Here is a 19,527-nt window from a genome sequence, read left to right as displayed (position 1 = left end):
TCATCGCACCCGCTCCGCCACACCGTAGATCGCGCTCGCGGTGCCGGACAACACGAGCGACCGTTCGCTGGCCGGCAGCTCACCGATCAGTGCCGACACCGCGTCCCAGGTCCGGCCGTACCCTCCACTGGGGACGGTCATCGGCCAGTCCCCGCCGTACATCAGCCGGCCCGCGCCGAACACCTCGAACGCCGCCTCCACCGCCGGCCGCCCGGCGGCGGCGGTCAGCGGCTCGCCGGGCCGCTGCAGTCCGGAGATCTTCGCGACCGTGCCGGGGTGCGCGGCCACCGCCCGCAGCGTGGACAGCCAGGCGCGGAACTCTTCCGGGTCCGCGGGCGGTTTGCCGAGGTGGTCGACCACGATCGTCAGCTCCGGCAGGGCCGCCGCCAGGTCGGCGACCTGGCCGAGGTGCCGGGGCCAGGCGTCGGGGACGTCGAACGGCAGTCCGCGCTCGGCGAGCACGGCCAGCGAGCGGCGGACCGCGGGCAGGTCGAGGAAGTCCGCGCGCGGGTCGTCGTGCACCAGGTGCCGCACCCCGCGGAAGGCCGGGTGCCGCTGCCACCGGTCGAGCTGGCGGCGCGCGGTGTCCGGGTCGTCGAGGCGGACCCAGCCGACCACCCCGGCGATCCAGTCGTGCCGGCCGGCCTGGGCGAGCATGAACTCGGTGTCGGTCTCGGAGTCCTCGGCCTGCACCAGCACGGCCGTGGCGATCCCGGCGGCGTCCAGTTCCCGCCGGGCCTGTTCCGCGGTGAAGGTGGTGTGCAGCGGGCTGCCGGGCGGCAGCCACGCGTACTCGCTCACCGTGAGGTCCCACAGGTGCAGGTGGGTGTCCACGACGTGCCCGGTCATGCCCGGATCAGCCCCTTGTCCCGCAGCGTCGTCCAGAGCTCGGCGGGCACGGTGGCCGCCAGCCGCCGGGCGTTCTGCCGCACCTCCTCCGGGGTGGCCGCGCCGGCCACCACCGCGCGCACCGCCGGGTCCCGCAGCGGGAAGTGCAGCGCGGCGGTGGGCAGGTCGACGCCGAATTCGGCGCACACGGCGGCGATCTCGCGCGCGGTGACCAGGACGTCCGGGGGAGCGGCGGCGTAGTCGTAGCGGCCGGCCGGCTCGGGTGTGGCGAGCAGTCCGGAGTTGAACACGCTCGCGGCCGCCACGCCGATCGAGCGGGCGCGGCACTCGGGCAGCACCTCGTCCAGCGCGGACTGGTCGAGCAGGGTGAACCGGCCGGCGACCATCAGCAGGTCGGCGATGCCGGAGCGCGCGGCGGCGGCGAGCGCGGCGACCGATTTGGAGCCGACGCCGACCGCCCGCACCACGCCCTCGTCGCGCAGCCCGGCGAGCGCGGCCAGCCCCGAGGCCAGGGCGGGGTCGAGGTCGTACTCCTCGGGGTCGTGCAGGTAGACGACGTCGACGGAATCCAGGCCGAGCCGGGTCAGCGAGTCGTCGAGGCTGCGCCGCACCCCGTCGGCGGAAAAGTCCCACACCCGGCGGTGGTCGGCGGGCACGGCGAACTGGTTCGCCTCGTCCAGGCGGCCCGCGCCGGCCGGGTCGGGCACCAGGAGCCGCCCGGCCTTGGTGGACACCACGAACTCTGCGCGCGGCTTGCCCGCCAGGAACGCGCCGAGGCGGCGCTCGGACAGGCCGAGGCCGTAGTGCGGGGCGGTGTCGAAGTAGCGGATGCCGGAGTCCCACGCGGCCTCCAGCACGGCGTGGGCCTGCTCGTCGCTCATCGGCGCGTACAGGTTGCCCAGGTTCGCGGCGCCGAGCGCGAACGGGCCGGGCAGGCTAGCCATGGGCGTACTCCTGGAGGGAGGCCGCGTGCATCTCGGTGCCCGCGCCCGGCGCCTTCGGCGCGAAGTAGCGTCCACTGTGGACGTCCACCGGGGTGACGAAGTGCTCGTGCAGGTGGTCGACGAACTCGATCATCCGGTCCTGCATGGTCCCGGACACCGCGACGTAGTCGAACATCGCCAGGTGCTGCACCGCCTCGCACAGGCCGACGCCGCCGGCGTGCGGGCACACCCGGACGCCGAACTTGGCGGCCAGCAGCAGGATCGCGATGTTCTCGTTGACCCCGGCCACCCGGGTGGCGTCCAGTTGCAGCACCGACAGCGCCTTGGCCTGCAGGAGCTGTTTGAACAGCACGCGGTTGGCGCCGTGCTCGCCGGTGGCGACCGGGATGGGCGCGACGGCCTCGGCGATCGCGGCGTGGCCGAGGATGTCGTCCGGGCTGGTGGGTTCCTCGATCCAGGCGAGGTCGAACGGGCGCAGCCGCTCCACCCAGGCGATCGCGTCGGCGACGTCCCAGCGCTGGTTGGCGTCCACCGCGATCCGCACGTCCGGGCCGCACACCTCACGCGCGATCCGCAGGCGGCGCACGTCGTCGTCGAGGTCGGCGCCCACCTTGAGCTTGATCTGGCCGAACCCGTCCGCGACCGCCTCCCGGCACAGCCGGGCGAGCTTGTCGTCGTCGTAGCCCAGCCAGCCGGGGGTGGTGGTGTAGGCGGGGTAGCCCTCGCTCAGCAGCCGCGCCTCCCGTTCGGCACGGCCGGGCTGGGCGGCGCGGAGGATGTCCAGCGCCTCCTCGCGGGTCAGCGCGTCGGTCAGGTACCGGAAGTCGACGAGGTCGACGATCTCCTCCGGGCTGAGCGAGGACAGCAGCTGCCACAACGGTTTGCCTTCGCGTTTGGCGCGCAGGTCCCACAGCGCGTTGACGGCCGCGCCGATGGCCATGTGCATGATCCCCTTCTCGGGGCCGAGCCAGCGCAGCTGCGAATCGTGCACCAGCTCGCGCCACAGCCCGCCGAGGCCGGCGAGCGTGGCGTCCACGTCGCGGCCCAGCAGGTGCGGTTCGAGCGCGCGGAGCGCGGCGACCTGGACGTCGTTGCCGCGGCCGATGGTGAAGACGAACCCGTGGCCCTCCAGCCCGTCCCCGGCGTCGGTGACCAGGCGCAGGTAGGCGGCCGAGTAGTCGGGGTCCGGGTTCATCGCGTCGGAACCGTCGAGCGTCTGCGACGTCGGGAACCGGACGTCGTGCGTGTGCAGGGCGACGATGCGTGCCACGGACCCACTCCCTTGTACGCCTCGGTGACGACGCCGACGATAGAGATCCGATGTCTGCGGCGTCAAGGCTCGCGGGCGAGGGGAAAGTTCGCCTAGGATTTCGACGAGATCACGCGAGAGACCCGACCAATATCGTGAGGAAGTGAACCGTGCACCTCGTCCGCCTCGGTCCCGTCAACCAGGAACGTCCCGCCGTCGTCGCCGGCGGCACGACCTACGACCTGACCGGGCTGACCCCCGATCTCGACGGCGGGTTCCTCGCCGGGGGAGGGATCACGGCGGTGCGGGCCGCGCTGGAGGCCGGTGAGCTGCCGGAGCTGCCGGACGCGGAGTCGCGGCGGGTCGGCTCGCCGGTCGCGCGGCCCGGCGCGATCATCTGCATCGGCATGAACTACGCCGAGCACGCCGCCGAGTCGGGCTCGGCCCCGCCGGACGTGCCGATCATGTTCCTCAAGACGCCCAACACGCTGGCCGGGCCGGACGACCCGGTGACGATCCCGCCCGGCAGTGAACGCACCGACTGGGAGGTCGAACTCGGTGTCGTGATCGGCAAGCGCGCCCTGTACCTCGACTCGCCGTCGCGGAGCCTGGAGCACGTCGCCGGGTTCGTGATCGGCAACGACGTCTCCGAGCGGCAGTACCAGCTCGCCGACTCCGGCGGGCAGTGGAGCAAGGGCAAGTGCGCGCCCGGGTTCAGCCCGCTGGGGCCGTGGCTGGTGCCCGCGGACGAGGTGGACCACACGGATCTGCGGCTGCGCAGCTGGGTCAACGGCGAACCGCGCCAGGACTCCACGACCGCGGACATGATCTTCGGTGTCGAGCACCTGGTGTGGCACCTGAGCCGTTATCTCGCGCTGGAGCCGGGCGACGTGATCATGACCGGCACGCCGCAGGGTGTCGCGTTGTCCGGGAAGTACCCGTACCTGCGGCCCGGGGACGTGGTGGAGCTGGAGATCGAGGGCCTGGGCAGGCAGCGTCAGGAGTTCGTCGCGGCGGAGGTGGCGTGATGGGCGAGTTCGACGGGCTGGTCGCCGCGGTCACCGGCGGGGCGTCCGGGATCGGCGCGGCGGTCGTGGCGGCGCTGCGGGAGCGGGGCGCGCGGGTGGCGGCGCTGGACCTGACCGAGGTCCCGGACGGTCTGCGGGTCGACGTGACCGATGACGAATCGGTGCGGCGGGCGATCTCGGCGGTGGTGGAGCGGTTCGGCGGGCTGGACATCGTGGTGAACAACGCCGGCGTCGGGGCGCAGGGCACGGTCGCCGACAACGACGACGCGGAATGGCTGCGGGTGCTGGACGTGAACCTGCTCGGCATGGTGCGGGTGAGCCGCGCGGCGCTGCCGCACCTGCGCCGGTCCCGCGCCGCGGCGATCGTGAACGTGGGCTCGATCGCGGCGACGGCCGGGCTGCCGCAGCGGGCCCTGTACAGCGCGTCGAAGGGCGCGGTGGCGGCGCTGACGCGGGCGATGGCCGCGGACCACCTGCGCGAGGGGATTCGGGTCAACTGCGTGCACCCGGGCACCGCCGACACGCCGTGGATCGGGCGGCTGCTGGAGCGAGCGGAGGACCCGGAGGCCGAGCGGGCGGCGCTGGAGGCGCGGCAGCCGCACGGCAGGCTGGTGTCGCCGGCGGAGGTCGCCCACGCGGTGGCGTACCTGGCCAGCCCGCTGGCGAGGTCCACGGCAGGCGTGGGAGTGGCGGTGGACGGCGGGATGCAGGACCTGCGCCTGCGGCCCCGGTGAGCGCGGGGGCGAGCCGAGGCCGGTCGCCGCGTGGCGGGCGGTTCGGTGCCCACGGTGAGTGGCGCCCCGGGCGGAGCGGGCGCCCGCCTTCGGTGGGCACCGCCGGGCGCGCACGTTGAGTGGCCGTGCCAGCCTGCGAGTTGCCCACCTTCGGCGGGGCATCCGGGGCGCGCACGGTGAGTGGCCGTGCTGACCCCGCGGGGCGCCCGCGTTCGGCGGGACGTCGTGGTGCGCACGGTGAGTGGGCATCGGCGCGTGGGCGCCTGCCTGGGGCAGGCAGCGCTGGGCGCCTTCGGTGGGTGGCGCCCGTGCTGGCTCGGCGAGTTGCCCGCCTTCGGCGGGGCATCGCCGGGCGCCCACGTTGAGCGGCCGTGCCGGTCCGCGAGGCCCCGCCTTCGGCGGGCGGTGGTTCGGTGCCCGCGGTGAGTGGGCGCCTGTGCTGGCCGCGCGAGTTGCCCGCCATCGGCGGGGCATCGCCGGGCGCCCACGTTGAGCGGCCGTGCCGGTCCGCGAGGCCCCGCCTTCGGCGGGCGGTGGTTCGGTACCCGCGGTGAGTGGGCGCCTGTGCTGGCCGCGCGAGTTGCCCGCCATCGGCGGGGCAGTGCCCGGCGCCACCTGGAGTAGCCGTCTAGCCTCGCGGGGTCGCCCGCCTTCCACCGACGGGCGCGGGAGTGCGGGCCGCCCGGCGCTGGGTTACTCCACCAGCGTCTGGCGCAGCCACTGCTCCACGCCGGCGATGTGCACCGTCGCGGCGGCGCGGGCCACGTCGGGCTGCCGTGCGGTCAGCGCGTGCAGTATCGCGCGGTGCTCGGCCAGCGTGCGCTCCGCCACGCCCTCCTGCGTGATGCCCCGCCACGTCCGGGCCCGCTGCGTGCGGCCGGACAGGCTCTCCAGCAACGAGGCCAGCACCGGATTCCCGCAACCGCCCGCGATGCGCCGGTGGAACTCCAGGTCGTTTTCCACCAGCTGGTCCACCGTCGGCCGGTCGCCCAGCGAGTCGAGCAGCTTCGCGAGGTCCTCGAGGTCGGCATCCGGCATGCACCGCGCCGCCATCTCGGTCACCGCGGGCTCGATCACGCGCCGCGCCTCCAGGAACTGCAGCACCGTGTCGTCGCGGTGGAAGTCCACCACGAACCCCATCGCGTCCATCAGCAGCGACGGCTCCAGGCTCGTCACGTAGGTGCCGTCGCCGCGGCGGACGTCCAGCACGTGGATGAGCGACAGCGCGCGCACCGCCTCGCGCAGCGAGTTGCGTGACAGGCCGAGGCGGTCGGCGAGGTCGGCTTCGCGGGGCAGGCGGTCGCCCGGGCGCAGCTCGCCGTCCACGATCATCTGCTTGATCGCCTCGATGGCGTCGTCGGTGACGGACATGCCGCTCAGCGTTCCACCACATCGGAGGGGATGGACCGGTGCACGGCCTCGTGGTCCGGCTCCGAACCCGGCGTCAACTCCGTGTGCAGCGCGATCTCCGGCATGCCCGCTCCCTGTCTGTCACGTAGGGGCAGGATACATCGGATCTTTCGCCGCACGATGCACCTGCAGCACGCCCGGCCGGGCGGCCACCAGGCCGCAGACGAGTTCGGGCACCACCAGCAGGAGCAGCAACCAGATCGAGGCGTGCCAGCCGCCGGTGAGGGTGTGCAGCAGCCCGAACGTCAGCGGCCCGGACGCGGCGAGGAGGTACCCGCCGGACTGGGCCATGCCGGACAGCCGCGCGGTGGTCGCGGCGTCGGGGGAGCGCAGGTTGAGCAGCGTCAGGGCGAGCGGGAACGCGCTGCCCGTGGCGATCCCGAAGATCGTGGTCCACACCCACCCGGCGCGCGGCGCCAGCAGCAGGCCGCCGAGCCCGATCACCATCAGCGCGGCGACCCCGAGCACGAGCGGCCGCTGGTCGCGCATCCGGGCGGCGACGACCGGCACGACGAACCCGAGGGGGATGCCGATGACGATGATGACCGAGTTCATCGTCCCGGCGGTGGCGGCCGGAACCCCGTGCTCGCGCATGATCTGGGGCAGCCACGAGGTCAGCGTGTAGAACATCAGCGACGCCATGCCCATGAAGACCATCACCGACCACGCCAGCGGCGAGCGCAGCAGCGACAGCTCCCCGTGCTCCGGGGCGGACGGGGGCCCGGCGGCGGGGCGCCGCGCGAGCGGGCCCCACGCCAGTGCCGCGACCAGCGCGGGCACCGCCCACACGACCAGCGCCAGCCGCCAGCCGCCGGCCTGCTCCAGCGGCACGGCCAGGCCCGCCGCGGCGGCGCCGCTGACGGACATGAGCATCATCGCCAGGCCGGTGAGTGTTCCCGCGCGGGTGGGGTAGACGCGTTTGATGACCGCCGGCACCAGCACGTTGCCCGTCGCGATCCCCGCCCCGGCCAGCACGGTGCCGGCGAACAACGCGCCCTTGCCGGGGATCGCGCGCAGCACGAGCCCGGTCGTGAGCACCAGCAGCGCCACGGTGATCGCCGCCTCCGTGCCGATCCGGCGGGCCAGCGCGGGGGCGAGCGCGGAGAACAGGCCCACGCACAGCTCCGGCAGGGTGGTGAGCACGCTGAGTTCGACGCCGCTCAGCCCGAACACGCCCTGCAGCTCGCCCAGGACCGGCGGGACGCCGGTGATGGCCGCACGCAGGTTGAGGGTCAGCAGCACCAGGCTGACCAGCGCCCAGGCCGCCTTCACGGCCGCGACCGGGAGGACCAGCGGGCGAGCGCGGCGGCGACGGCGGTCACCACCACGGTCTCGGCGAGCAACGACAGCCACACGGTGAACATCGGGACACCTCCTGGTTCCACCGTGCGGCGCCGGACCGGGTAGGTCCAGGTTGCGTTTCCGGACATGACCGTGAAGAATCAGCTACATGATCGATCTGCGGAGGCTTCACGTGCTGCGGGCCGTGGACCACTACGGCACGGTGCGGGCGGCCGCGGAGGCCCTGCACTTCACCCCGTCGGCGGCCTCCCAGCAGATCCGCCAGCTGGGCCGGGAGCTCGGGGTGACCCTGCTCGAACCGCAGGGCCGCCGGGTGCGGCTCACCCCGGCGGCGCGGCGGCTGCTGGCGCACGCGGACGACATCCAGGCCCGCTGGGAGCTGGCCGAGCGCGACCTGCGCGCCGACGACGACGAACCCGCCGGGCTGCTGCGGCTGGCGGGGTTCCCGGTCGCGGTCACCGCGCTGCTCGCCCCGGCCGCCGCGGCGCTGGTGACGCGGCATCCGCGGCTGACCCCGCGGATCAGCGAGGCCGAGGCCGGGGAGTGCTTCGACCTGCTGTTCACCGGCGACGCCGACCTGGCCCTGGTGGAGGCCAAGCCGGACGAGCCGCCACGCGACCGCGCCCGGTTCGACCAGCGGTCGCTGCTGGACGATCCGTTCGACCTGCTGGTCCCGGCGGGCCACCGGCTCGCCGCTCGGGAGCGGGTGGACCTCGCGGAGGCCGCCCGCGAGCCGTGGATCGTGCCGAGCACGCCGTGCACGTGCCGCACGCACGTGTTGTCCGCCTGCGGCGCGGCCGGCTTCACGCCGGACGTCGCCCACGACGCGGTGAACTGGGACGTCACGATCGCGCTGGTGGCGCACGGCCTGGGCGTGGCGCTGGTGCCCCGGCTGGCCCGGGTCCCGGCGAGCGCCGCCGTGGTGCGGCTGGCGTGCGAGGGCGAGCCCCGGCGCAAGATCCTGACGGTCACGCGTCCGGGCGGCCGTGCCCGTCCCGCGGTGGCCGCGGCGCTGGCAGAGCTGGAGCGGCTGGTGCCCACCATGCTCGCGGTCTGACGGCGGGCCGCCCGCTGGCGTGAACCGGCCGGCGGCCGGATTGCTCGGCGTGCCACGAGCTGCGGCGTGCGCCGCCGTGGCGTGGCCGGCGCCCCGCGATGGCCGCGTCGCCGTGCGGTGAGCGTGGATGGCCGGTGGTTTCGGCGGGCGGTCCGCCGTGGAACGGCGACCTGCGGCGGGGAGCCGGCCGGGCTGCTCGCCGCGGCCGCTGCCCCCGCGCTGCGGCGTGCGCCGCCGTGGTGCGGGTGGCGCCCCGCAGTGCCGCAGGGCGAGTGGGCCGCCGGTCGGGCGGTCAGCTGTCGAGCGCCGGGAGGTGCTGCGGCAGGCCGATGAGCGGGGCGAGCGGGTCGCCGACCTCGGCGACGCGGTCCAGCACCGTGCGGACCGTCCAGCGGTCCGGGCGCAGAGCAGGATCGTCGAGTTCGTCCCACGTGATGGGGACCGACACCGGCGCTCCCGGCGCCGGGCGCGGGCTGAACGGGGCGACCAGGGTCTTGTTGATCGCGTTCTGCGTGTAGTCCAGGCGCGCCAGCCCGCCGCGCTCGTTCTTGTACCACCGCCAGCTCACCAGGTCCGGCAGGACGCGTCCGACGACCCGGGACAGGGCCTCGACCCAGGCGCGGGTGCCGGCGAAGGTGTAGCCGGGCGCCACGGGCACCCAGATCTGGATGCCGCGCCGCCCGGTGACCTTGGGCGTGCCCCGCAGGTCCAGGTGCTCCAGCGCGGTGCGGTACAGCCGGGCGAGTTCGACGATGTCGTCGAAGCCGGTGGTGGTGCCCGGGTCGATGTCGATCAGCGCCCAGCTGGGCTGGTGCACGTCGGGCAGCCGCGAGGTCCACGGGTGCAGCTCGACGCCGCCGAAGTTCGCCATCCACACCAGCGCCGGCACGCTGTCGAGCACCGCGTAGCACTGGGTCTCGCCGGGATCGGCTTCGGTGTTGTGCCAGCGGGTGAGCCAGTCCGGGGCGTGGCCGGGCACCTCCTTGTGCCAGAACCCGGGCCGGTCGACGCCGTCGGGGTAGCGGTGCGCGTTCACCGGGCGCCCGGCGAGGTAGGGCAGCATGACCGGGGCGATCCGCGCGTAGTAGCGGATGAGGTCCCGTTTCGTCACCGGCGGTTCGGCTTCGGTGCCCGGGAACAGCACCTTGTCCAGGTTGGTGAGCTTGAGCCGCCGTCCGGCGATGCTCCAGGTGCCGGACTTGCCGATCCCGTCGAGCGCGGCCAGCTCGCCGGCCGTCGGCGGGTCCCAGCGCGGGGCCAGGGGCACCTCGGCTTCGGCGGCCGGAACGTCGCTGCGCCACATCGCTTCGGGCGCGGCGGCGACCTCGTCGTTCGTGCGGCCCGATTTGACCGACCGGGGCAGCTCCTCCGGGTCCCAGCCGGGCCGGGCGTGCTCGTCGTGCTTGTGGATCAGCAGCCACTGCTCCTTGCCCCGCCGCGCGGTGCGGACGAGCGCGAACCGCCCGGCCAGCTTCTCGCCACGCAGGTCGAAGTGCAGCTCGCCGTCCTCGATCGCCCGCGCCGGATCGGTGCCCTCGGCCGGCTGCCAGGTGCCCCGGTCCCACACGATCACGTCCCCGCCGCCGTACTGGCCCTTCGGGATGACGCCCTCGAAGCCCGCGTACTCCAGCGGGTGGTCCTCGACGTGCACCGCGAGCTGCCGCACCCCCGGGTCCAGCGTCGGGCCCTTGGGCACCGCCCAGCTGGCCAGCACGCCGTCGACCTCCAGCCGGAAGTCGTAGTGCAGCCGCCGGGCGCGGTGACGCTGCACGACGAAGCGGCGGCCCGGCTCACCGGCCGCGCCGCCGCTCGGCTCCGCGGTCACCGAAAAGTCCCGCTTGGCCCGGTAGGGCGCGAGCCGGTCCGTCGTCCGCCGTGGTGGGCTCACCCCATCCGGGTACCCAGCGCGAGGCAGGATGATCCCTGCCGCGCGGGGCGCCCGCCGTGGCCGGCGGCTCAGCGCGGCGGGTCCAGCATCGGCACGAGGAAGCGGCGCGCGACGTCCTTCAGCTGCTCCTCGTCGTCGAGGTCGATCAGACGGCTCGGGGTGACCAGGAACGACGTGGAGATCCGCACCATCAGCTCCGCGACCAGGTCCACGTCCACCCCGGCGGAGACGTGCCCCGCGGCCTGTTCGCGGCGCAGCTGGCCCGCCACGAAACCCCGCACCGTCGCCATCGTCCGGCCGCCGTCGCCGATCAGGGACGGGACGACCACCTCCGGCTCCACGTCCATCAGCCCGCCGATCAGCGGGTTGTGCCGGATCGCCCGCAACGCGCTCGCGAAACCGAGGACCACCCGGTCGGCCACGCTCTCCGCGCGCCGGATGTCCAGCAGGAACTGGTCGAAGTAGCGGCGGAACTCGCGCTGCACGACCTGCTCGACGAGCGCGTCCTTGGTGGCGAAGCGGCGGTAGACGGTGATCCGCGAAACCCCGGCCCGCTTCGCGACATCCTCCATTGTGGACCGCCGGATGCCCACGCGGCGGAACTGCTCGTAGGCGGCCTCGAGCACGCGCTCGGTGGTTTCGTCGGTGTCCCCGGCGCCGGCCATGGCGTCCACGAAGGCGCGCTCCAGCAGCGATTCCGAGCCCGGAGAGGTCATGAGGGCGGATCGTACAGGTTCCACGCGGGCCCTTCCCGGTTCGAAAACGGCCCCCTTGATACAAGGAACCAAGTGCTGTATCACAGTATCAGTCGATGTCAGCCGACTCGAGGAGGAGTCCGGGCATGGAGCAGCTCAACAGGCGCAACGCGTTGATGGTCGGCGGAGCACTGGGCGCGCTGGGGGCGCTCGGCGTGGTGTCCCCGGCCCAGGCCCGCGCCGCGTGGACGTGGTCCCCGCAGGGCTCGGTCGCCGGCGCCGGAGCGGGCGCCGATCCGCGCGGGGTGTGGGACCCGGAGGCCGACCCCGTGGTCGCCGCGCTGCTGGACTCCGGTGACGTGCCCAGGGTGAACGCACTGCTGCGGACGTGGACGAAGAACGGCCAGCCGCTGCCGGCCGGCCTGCCCGCGGACCTGCGCGACTTCGTCGAAGAAGCCCGGCGGCTGCCCGCGTGGACCGATCACGCCAAGCTGGACCAGGCGTTCTCCTTCACCGAGCGGCGCGGGCTCTACCTCGGCGTGCTGTACGCGATGGCCAGCGGCATGATGAGCACGGTCATCCCCAAGGAGGCTCGGGCGGTCTACTACTCCTACGGCGGCGCCAATATGAAGGACCGCATCTCCAAGACCGCCAAGCTCGGCTACGACATCGGCACCCGCGACGCCTACGACCCGGGCGGCGAGATGATCGTCACCTGCGTCAAGACCCGCCTGGTGCACGCGGCGGTGCGGCACCTGCTGCCGCAGTCGCCGCACTGGACCGACGCCGCGCCCGAGGACATCCCGATCAGCCAGGCCGACATCATGGTCACCTGGCACAGCCTCGCCACCACGGTCATGCAGAAGCTGCTCGAGTGGCAGGTGCCGATCGCGGAGCAGGACTCCGTGGCCTACCTGCACTCGTGGCAGGTGACCGCGCACATGCTCGGCGTCCGCCACGAGTACATCCCCGCGTCCTGGCGCGAGGCCGACTCGCAGGCCGAGCAGGTGCTGACCCCGATCCTCGCGCCGACCCCCGAGGGCAAGAACCTCGCGCACATCCTGCTCGGTCTCGGCGCCGAACTCGACGGCACCATCCTCACCCGGCCGCTGCTCGGCTCGTTCACGCGCTACACCCTCGGCGACGAGATCGCCGGCTGGCTGGAGATCCCCCGGGAACCGGTGTTCGACCCGCTGATCCGGACGCTGTGGCGGCCGTTCATCGCCGCGCGGGAGTTCGGCCTGCACTTCCCCGGCGCGAAGGAGACCTACTGGCTCTTCGAGGAGTTCATCCGCAAGGTCGTGCTCGTCTACCTGTCCGAGGCGCGACCGATCAGCATCGAGATCCCCGTGGTCAACCGTCCCTCCTGAAAGGACTGCCGGACATGACGGACATCAGCAGGCGCAAGGCGTTGCTCTCCGGCGGGGCGCTGGGCGCGCTCGGCGCGCTGAGCATCGCCGCGCCGGCGCAGGCACGCGACCTGGTGTGGACGTGGGCGCCCAGCGGTTCGGTCGCGGGCACGGGCGCCGGTGCCGACCCGCGCTGGGTGCGGGACACCGAAGCCGACGCGCTGCTGGCGTCACTGATGCAGCGCGGGGTCATTCCCCAGGTCAACGAGCTGCTGTGGAACTGGGAGCGCAACGACCAGCCACTGCCCGCCGGGCTGCCCGCGGACCTGCGCGACTTCATGGAACGGGCCCGGCGGCTGCCGGACTGGGCCGACCGCGGCAAGCTCGAACGCGCGGCCGAGTTCAACAAGAGCCGCGGGATCTACCTGAACCTGTGCAACGGCCCGGGCGGCGGGATCCTGGCGACCGCGATCCCGCACGAGGCCCGCGCCGTCTACTACTCGGCGGGCGGCGCGGACATGGAGGACCGGGTCGCGAAGACGAGCCTGTTCGGCTTCGCCGTGGGCTCGCTGAACGCCTACCGCCCGGACGGCAAGTGCGTGGTCGAGTGCGTGAAGACGCGGCTGGTGCACGCGGCGGTGCGCACCCTGCTCCAGCAGTCTCCGCACTGGCGGGACGGGATCCCGATCAGCCAGGAGGACATGCTCGTCACCTGGCACACCCTGCCGACCTTCGCGATGCGCAAGATGCGGGAGTGGGAGGTGCCGATCGGCGACGCCGACGCCGAGGCCTACCTGCACGTGTGGCAGGTGACCGCCCACCTGCTCGGCATCGCCGACGAGTACATCCCGGCCACCTGGGACGCCGCCTACGCGCAGTCCGACCAGGTCCTGCCGCGCAACATGGGACCCACCCCCGAGGGCGTCGAGCTCACCGACATCCTGCTGGGCCAGCTCGCCGAGCAGACCAGCCCGGGCAGCATCAGCCGCCCGCTGTGCAACGCGCTCGCCCGCTACCTGGTGGGTGACCGGGTGGCCGACTGGGACGGCATCCCGCGCGAACCGGTGTGGGACCGGCTGCTCCCGCAGATGTGGCCGCTGCTGGTGAAGTTCCGCGAGGGCCTGGTGCCGCTGCCGCTGGTGCCGGAGGTCGCCTGGACCATCGACGAGGCCCTGCGCCGGTACATCCTGTTCTACCTCACCAAGGGGCAGGAGACGAAGATCGAGATCCCGACTCGCAACCGGCCGGAGTAGGGCGTGGCCGGACCACTGGGCAGGCGGCGGTTCCTGGGATACGTGCTGGCCGCGCCGACCCTGGTGACCGCCGCCGGGCTCGGCCGGTCCCCGGCGGCGGCCCCGCTGCCGTCGCCGGAGATCACCGGGATCGCCGACCTCACCGACCTGATGACCCTGGCGACCCTGCCCACGGCGGGCCTGATCACCGTCGAGGTCGGCCCCGACGGCACGGTGTCCTTCGCGCTCCCGCGAGCCGAGGTGGGGCAGGGGATCACGACCTCGACGGCCATGCTGATCGCCGAGGAACTGGGCACCGGCGTGGACCGGGTGCGGGTCACGCTCGCCGACGCCCGCCCGGAACTGGTGTTCAACCAGCTCACCGGCGGCTCCAACACCACGGTCGCCACCTACACCCCGGTCCGGGTGGCCGCGGCGATCGCCCGGCAGCGGCTGCTCACCGCGGCTTCCCGCGAACTCGGTGTCCCGGCCGGCGAGCTGACCCTGGAGAACGGCGTCATCTCCGCGCCGGGGCGCGGCGGCACCGGCATCGGGGCGTTCGCGGCGCGGGCGGCGAGCGCGCGCACCGAGCCGGTGCGGGTCGGGCTGCGATCCCGCGAATCGTTCACCGTCATCGGCAAGCCGCACAACCGCATCGACGCGCTCGCGGCGGTCACCGGCCGCAAGAAGTTCGCGATGGACCTCGACGTGCCGGACGCGCTGCCGACCATGGTGTGCCGCGCGCCTACGCTGGGCGGCCAGCCCGGCGCGGTGCACAACCTCGCCGAGGTCCGGGCCCTGCCGGGCGTCACCGACGTCGCCGTGATCTCCACCGGGGTCGCCGTGCGGGCGCGGACCTTCGGGCAGTGCATCGACGCGGTGCGCGCGCTGCGGGTGTCCTGGCGTGACGGCACCGCGGCGGGGAAGTCCGACGACACCGTGCTCGCCGAGCTGCGTGCCGCCGAGCTGCCGATCGGGCCGCGGCCCCCGTTCACGCAGACCGTGGACGAGACGTTCACGTTCTTCTTCCGCAGCACCAGCGCGCTGGAAACCAACTGCGCGATCGCCGACGTGCGCCCGGGCCGGGCCGAGATCTGGGCGGGCCTCAAGGCGCCGATCGTGGCGAAGCAGGCCATCGCGGCTCGGCTCGGGCTGCCCCCGGGCGCGGTCACCGTGCACGTCACCGAAAGCGGCGGCTCGTTCGGGCGCAAGCTGTTCTTCGACGCCGCCGCGGAAGCCGCCGAGGCGTCGAAGGCGTTCGGCAAACCGGTCAAGCTCATGTGGCACCGCGCCGACGACTCCCGCCACGGCCGCGCCCACCCGATGGCGACCTCACGTGTGCGGGCCGCCTTCACCGGGAGCACCGTCGTGGGCTACGACCAGCGGCACACCAGCGTCGCGACCGACCTGGGGCACGGGTTCGGCGAGATCGTCACCGCGTTCGCCGCCCGGCTGCCGGTCGCCGACCGCGGGTTCGCCCAGGTGTTCTTCCAGCTCTCCCAGGAGATGTCCTACGACTTCGGGATCAGCACGCGGCTGCTGTCCGAAACGGATCGCGGCTTCCACACCGGCAGCATGCGCAACGTCTACTCGCCGGACGTCACCTGCGCCCGGGAACTCGTCGTCGACCGGCTCGCCGCCCGCATGGGCAAGGACGCCTACCGGTTCCGGCGCGAGTTCCTCCGCGACGACCGGTCCCGGGCCGTGCTCGACGCGGCCGCCGAAGCCGGTGAGTGGGGCCGCGCGCTGCCGGCCGGGGTGGCGCAGGGGATCGCCTTCCACGCCGAGTACAAGTCGGTCAGCGCGTGCCTGGTCGAGCTGGACTGCCGGCCGGAGACGGTGAACCGCGTCGTCCGCGACGCGGTGACCGGGCCACGGGTGACCAGGGCGGTGATGGCCGTGGACGTGGGCCTGGCGGTGAACCCGCGCGGGCTGGAGGCGCAGATGACGGGCTGCGTCATGGACGGCATCGCGCTGGCCCTGACCTCCAGCCTGCACCTGCGCGACGGCTACTTCCTGGAAGCCAGCTGGGACAACTACTTCTACACCCGGCAGTGGAACACGCCACCGGAGGTCCGGGTCGTCGTGCTGCCGGACACCGGCGACCGGCCCGGCGGTGCCGGCGAGCTCGGCGTCGCGGCCTCGTTCGCCGCCGTGGCGTGCGCCTACGGCCGCGCGACCGGCGCCACGCCCCGCAGCTTCCCGATCAACCACGGCGTGTTGTCGTTCGAACCGAAACCGACCGTGCCGCCGGTCCCGCCGTCGCCTGCCGACGGCCTGAGGTGAGGAGTTCCGTGCCCGAACACACCTTCCGCGTCAACGGCGCCCAGGTCACCGTCGACGTCGACAGTGACGTCCGGCTCCTGTGGGTGCTGCGCGACATCCTCGGCATCACCGGGCCCAAGTACGGCTGCGGCATCAACGTCTGCAAGGCGTGCACCAGCCACCTCAACGGGAAAGCCGTCAACCCGTGCGCCATCCCGGTCGGCGACCTCGGGCCGGCGGACGAGGTCACCACCATCGAAGGCCTGGCGGCCACGGCCGGCCAGGAGCTGCACCCGATGCAGCAGGCCTGGCTGGACCACGACGTCGCGCAATGCGGCTACTGCCAGCCGGGCCAGATCATGGCGGCGGTCGCCCTGGTCCAGCGGGTCGCCGCGGAGGGCCGCACGATCAGCGACGCCGACCTGGACGCGCTGCGCAACATCTGCCGCTGCGGCACCTACCCCCGCATCCGCGCGGCGATCAGGTCGGCGGCGGCGAAGATGTGACCTGCCCGGCGCGTGCCGCGTCCAGCACGTACCCGGGCGGGTTCCTCGGCGCAGGCGCGTCACGGCCGGTCAGCATCGCGTCGTGGCGGGCGCACAGCCGGGCCGCCTCGTCTCGCCGGCCGTCCGTGCGCGCCAGCGTCGCCAGGCATCGGGTTGCGGATCCGCTCGAACAACTCCCGGGCGTTCGAGCAGCTCGCGCAGGTCGCCGCGGGCCGCGACCAGGTGCTCCACGTTGCCGGCCACCAGCGGCATCCGCTTGCCGGACAGTCGCTGGGCCAGCGGGGCAGCCGCGCGTTTCGCCCAGCCCGACCCCGCGGGTGATGGGGAAGGCGGCCGCGGCCCGCTCCAGCACCGCGAGCGCCACTCGCGTCTTGCCCACGCCGCCCGGTCCGGTCAGCGTGCGCAGCCGGGTCTCGCCCGCGCCGAGCAGTTCGGCCACCGTGCCGACGACGCCGTCCCGTCCGATGAGCGGCGTCAGCGGCCGGGGAGGCCAGCTCCTCCTGGTGCGGCGGGTGCCCGACGGCCACGCCGGACGTGCCGCGATCGCCATCCCGGTCGCGAGCCTCGTGCCATCGGGACTGGACTCTTCCGAGACGACGACATAGTGTCGGCCTCAGCCGCGGGAGAAGTCCGATGGGCAGACGGCTTTTCCCGATCGCGGCGCGGGCCACCGCTCCGGACCTCGGCGGTGCCACCCGGACTGTCCCGAAAGGAATTCGCGTTCGCTGTCCACTGTGGAGCGCACGGTCCGGGTCCGGTTGCGGGCGTTACCGGAGGAGGCGCACGACGTTGACCACCGTTTCCCACGAGCCAGCCAGGGACACCGCCGGGAGCCGGCCACCCGCCGAGCGTGAGCCGTGGTTCCCGGTCTACGGGGACGGCGGGCCGCCAGGTGCCGCCCGGGACCCGGAGTCGCTGCGCGCGACCCTCGCCACGGTCGCCGAGACCGCGGCCGAGCTGACGGCGCTGCTCGACGGCCTGCGCCGGGAGCAGACGCGCGAGCCGGCCATCCGGCAGACCCCGGTGTGCGTGGAGCTGGACCAGGCCGCGGCGGCCGCGGACGACCTGCGCGCCGCGGCGGAGAGCGCCGCCAGGGCGGTGGCCGGGTTCGAGCGCCGGGCGCCGCAGGTGCGGCTCCCACGCCAGGAGACGCCGCGATAGGCCCGTGCCGCCAGCCTGAGCGGAGGGAGGCTCGACAACGGCTTGCCCGGCCGGGTCCCGGGTGTCTGGACGCGGGCCTGGCGGACGGCTCGCCTGCCGGCGCGCGGCTACCGGGGCCGGGCGTTGGCGGCGAAGCGGGCGGGTGCCCGTGATGCGGGCCGGGCGGCGCCGCGAGGGGCTTGCGGGGGGATCGTCTGGCCGCGGAACCCGCCCGGCGGCCACGGCGAACCGGCGGGACCCGCCGGCGCCCCGCTACCCGCCGGCCGCGCGCTCGTACACCTTCCGGCCGGCGAACCACGTCTGCTCCGCCCGTGTGCCCGCCAGCCGGTCCGCCGGGACGGCGAACGGGTCGCGGTCGAGCACCACGAAGTCGGCGGACTTGCCCGGCTCCAGCGAACCGGTCACGTCGTCCACGCCCATCGCGCGGGCCGCGCCCAGCGTGTAGGCCTGCAGGGCCTCCTCGAGGGTCAGGGCCTGCTCCGGCCACAACCGGCCGGGGTGGGCGCCCGTGGGATCGGCCCGCGTCACCAGCCCCTGGATCCCCGGCCACGGGTCCGGCGAGGGCACCACCGGCCAGTCCGAACCCCCGGCCACCAGCACGCCCGCGTCGACCAGGTCGCGGTTCGGGTGCAGCCGCTCCGCCCGCTCCTGCGGCACGCACGCGCAGATCGCCTCGAAGATGACCCCCGGGAACCACAGCGCGGGCGACAGGTCCGCGATCACCCCGAGTCCGGCCATCCGCGGCACGTCCTCCTCGGCGACGTACTGGCCGTGCGCGATGTGGAACTTCGCCGCGCCGAACCCTTCGGCCCGCACCGCGGCCACCGCGTCCAGCGTCATCCGCACCGAGGCGTCCCCGGTGCAGTGGATCTTCGCCGACAGGCCCTGCCCGGCCACGCGCAGCAGCCAGCCGGTCAGTTCCTCCGCGGTCATTGTGGTCTCGCCGCGCCAGGACGGGCCGTGCACGTCGTCGGGCAGGTACGGCCGCAGGAACGCGGCGGTCTTCGACGTCGGCACCCCGTCCAGGAAGATCTTGACGAAGTCCGGGCGGTGGTGGCGCCCGCGGTAGTCCTCCCGCACGTCGATGAGGTCCTGCCCGAGCGGGTGCGTGCCGAAGATCTTGTCGTTGACCTGCAGCGACGTCACCACCCACGCGTCCAGCCGCCCGGTGTCGTCCAGGTGCTTGAGCGCCCGCAGCATCGGCAGCGACGCGGCGGCGTCCTGGAAGGCGGTGACGCCGAACGAGTGCAGGATCTCGATCCCCCGCAGGCACGCCTGGGCATCCTGTTCCACAGTGGACGGCGCCGAGGCCGCATATGCCCGCTCGACCGGGATCAGCGCGGACTCGATGAGCAGCCCGGAGCCGGGGGAGATCCCGGCGAGCGCCAGCGCGGCCGAGGACACCCAGCGGTTGTGGCAGCTGTCGTCGCGCAGCAGCACCGGCCGCCCGCCGGCCGCGTCGTCGAGCGCGGCCAGCGCTTCCGGCGTGGACAGCTCCGGGATCAACGTGCTGCCCCACCCGCCGCCGACCACCCAGCCGTCCGGCGGCAGGTCCGCCGACCAGGCCCGGATGGCGGCCAGTAGCCCGGGCAGGTCCTCGGTGCCGTCGAACTTCAGCTCGAACAGGTCGGCCCGCCCGGCGGTCAGGTGGTGGTTGTGGACGTCGGCGAGCGCGGGCATCAGGAACGCGCCGCCGTGGTCGACGACCTCGCCGTCGTACGACGACAGCAGCTCCTCGCCGCCGACGGCGGTGATCACCCCGTCGGTGACGACGAGGACCGCGGCTCGCGGCCGCGCCGGGTCGAGCGTGCGGATCCGGGCGTTGCGGTGGATCTGAACGGACATCGGGGTTTCTCCA

Annotated in this window: 17 protein-coding genes; 8 read left to right on the top strand and 9 right to left on the bottom strand. The window is 73.9% G+C overall.

All coding sequences use genetic code 11. The features are described 5' to 3' along the window. The 3 genes from D0D15_RS12875 to D0D15_RS12865 are packed head-to-tail and all read right to left on the bottom strand — an operon-like array spanning window position 1 to window position 3,063. Complete coding sequence (locus D0D15_RS12875) at window positions 1–849, bottom strand: amidohydrolase family protein (protein WP_115944457.1); 849 nt, start codon at window positions 847–849, stop codon at window positions 1–3. Beyond that, on the bottom strand, window positions 846–1,793 hold the full coding sequence (locus tag D0D15_RS12870) for an aldo/keto reductase (RefSeq protein ID WP_115944456.1): 948 nt from the start codon (window positions 1,791–1,793) through the stop codon (window positions 846–848). Before D0D15_RS12870 ends, D0D15_RS12875 begins: the two co-directional genes overlap by 4 nt. After that, window positions 1,786–3,063, bottom strand: a complete 1,278-nt coding sequence (locus tag D0D15_RS12865) for an L-fuconate dehydratase (RefSeq protein WP_094005377.1) — start codon at window positions 3,061–3,063, stop codon at window positions 1,786–1,788. Before D0D15_RS12865 ends, D0D15_RS12870 begins: the two co-directional genes overlap by 8 nt. A gap of 149 nt (window positions 3,064–3,212) precedes the next feature. On the opposite strand from D0D15_RS12865, the gene D0D15_RS12860 reads away from it, so the two are divergent. Together D0D15_RS12860 and D0D15_RS12855 are read left to right on the top strand one after the other, a co-directional pair. Beyond that, window positions 3,213–4,070, top strand: coding sequence for a fumarylacetoacetate hydrolase family protein (locus D0D15_RS12860; protein WP_115944455.1), 858 nt, complete (start codon window positions 3,213–3,215; stop codon window positions 4,068–4,070). After that, complete coding sequence (locus D0D15_RS12855) at window positions 4,070–4,804, top strand: SDR family NAD(P)-dependent oxidoreductase (RefSeq protein WP_094005379.1); 735 nt, start codon at window positions 4,070–4,072, stop codon at window positions 4,802–4,804. Before D0D15_RS12860 ends, D0D15_RS12855 begins: the two co-directional genes overlap by 1 nt. A 693-nt stretch (window positions 4,805–5,497) precedes the next feature. Here D0D15_RS12855 and D0D15_RS12850 read toward each other — a convergent pair. The 3 genes from D0D15_RS12850 to D0D15_RS35905 form a co-directional block, all read right to left on the bottom strand. Continuing rightward, on the bottom strand, window positions 5,498–6,175 hold the full coding sequence (locus D0D15_RS12850) for a FadR/GntR family transcriptional regulator (protein ID WP_094005380.1): 678 nt from the start codon (window positions 6,173–6,175) through the stop codon (window positions 5,498–5,500). A 120-nt stretch (window positions 6,176–6,295) separates the two neighbouring features. Next, the gene (locus D0D15_RS12840; RefSeq protein ID WP_094005381.1) at window positions 6,296–7,486 is read right to left on the bottom strand and encodes a CynX/NimT family MFS transporter; all 1,191 of its coding nucleotides are present in this window, start codon (window positions 7,484–7,486) and stop codon (window positions 6,296–6,298) included. Next, window positions 7,483–7,644, bottom strand: a complete 162-nt coding sequence (locus D0D15_RS35905; protein WP_158224424.1) for a hypothetical protein — start codon at window positions 7,642–7,644, stop codon at window positions 7,483–7,485. Before D0D15_RS35905 ends, D0D15_RS12840 begins: the two co-directional genes overlap by 4 nt. Window positions 7,645–7,664: 20 nt before the next feature. On the opposite strand from D0D15_RS35905, the gene D0D15_RS12835 reads away from it, so the two are divergent. Further along, window positions 7,665–8,573 (top strand): LysR family transcriptional regulator, encoded by a 909-nt coding sequence (locus D0D15_RS12835; RefSeq protein WP_094005382.1) that lies wholly within the window; start codon window positions 7,665–7,667, stop codon window positions 8,571–8,573. 292 nt (window positions 8,574–8,865) lie between these two features. On the opposite strand, the gene D0D15_RS12830 is transcribed toward D0D15_RS12835, so the two are convergent. Together D0D15_RS12830 and D0D15_RS12825 are read right to left on the bottom strand one after the other, a co-directional pair. After that, the gene (locus D0D15_RS12830) at window positions 8,866–10,461 is read right to left on the bottom strand and encodes a non-homologous end-joining DNA ligase LigD (RefSeq protein WP_115944454.1); all 1,596 of its coding nucleotides are present in this window, start codon (window positions 10,459–10,461) and stop codon (window positions 8,866–8,868) included. A gap of 68 nt (window positions 10,462–10,529) precedes the next feature. Continuing rightward, window positions 10,530–11,177, bottom strand: a complete 648-nt coding sequence (locus D0D15_RS12825; protein WP_094005384.1) for a TetR/AcrR family transcriptional regulator — start codon at window positions 11,175–11,177, stop codon at window positions 10,530–10,532. Window positions 11,178–11,302: 125 nt separating this feature from the next. Here D0D15_RS12825 and D0D15_RS12820 point away from each other — a divergent pair, with 125 nt between their 5' ends. The 5 genes from D0D15_RS12820 to D0D15_RS12795 all read left to right on the top strand — a co-directional run bounded on the left by D0D15_RS12820 (window position 11,303) and on the right by D0D15_RS12795 (window position 17,669). Continuing rightward, window positions 11,303–12,526 (top strand): oxygenase MpaB family protein, encoded by a 1,224-nt coding sequence (locus D0D15_RS12820; RefSeq protein ID WP_094005385.1) that lies wholly within the window; start codon window positions 11,303–11,305, stop codon window positions 12,524–12,526. Window positions 12,527–12,540: 14 nt separating this feature from the next. Then, window positions 12,541–13,758: an oxygenase MpaB family protein gene (locus D0D15_RS12815; protein WP_094005386.1), complete on the top strand. Its 1,218-nt coding sequence runs from the start codon at window positions 12,541–12,543 to the stop codon at window positions 13,756–13,758. 3 nt (window positions 13,759–13,761) lie between these two features. Beyond that, complete coding sequence (locus tag D0D15_RS12810; RefSeq protein ID WP_094005387.1) at window positions 13,762–16,023, top strand: molybdopterin cofactor-binding domain-containing protein; 2,262 nt, start codon at window positions 13,762–13,764, stop codon at window positions 16,021–16,023. Window positions 16,024–16,031: 8 nt separating this feature from the next. Further along, the gene (locus D0D15_RS12805) at window positions 16,032–16,508 is read left to right on the top strand and encodes a (2Fe-2S)-binding protein (RefSeq protein WP_094005388.1); all 477 of its coding nucleotides are present in this window, start codon (window positions 16,032–16,034) and stop codon (window positions 16,506–16,508) included. Between the two features lie 789 nt (window positions 16,509–17,297). Then, complete coding sequence (locus D0D15_RS12795; protein ID WP_094005390.1) at window positions 17,298–17,669, top strand: hypothetical protein; 372 nt, start codon at window positions 17,298–17,300, stop codon at window positions 17,667–17,669. A 252-nt stretch (window positions 17,670–17,921) separates the two neighbouring features. Here the strand turns inward: D0D15_RS12795 and D0D15_RS12790 are convergent, their stop codons facing one another. After that, window positions 17,922–19,514, bottom strand: coding sequence for an amidohydrolase (locus tag D0D15_RS12790; RefSeq protein ID WP_094005391.1), 1,593 nt, complete (start codon window positions 19,512–19,514; stop codon window positions 17,922–17,924). Between the last annotated feature and the right edge of the window lie 13 nt (window positions 19,515–19,527).

The organism is Amycolatopsis thermalba, from assembly GCF_003385215.1.
GTDB classification, from domain to species: domain Bacteria; phylum Actinomycetota; class Actinomycetes; order Mycobacteriales; family Pseudonocardiaceae; genus Amycolatopsis_E; species Amycolatopsis_E thermalba.
Note: the sequence above shows the minus strand (reverse complement) of the source record. Positions and strands in the feature narration are given on the sequence as shown.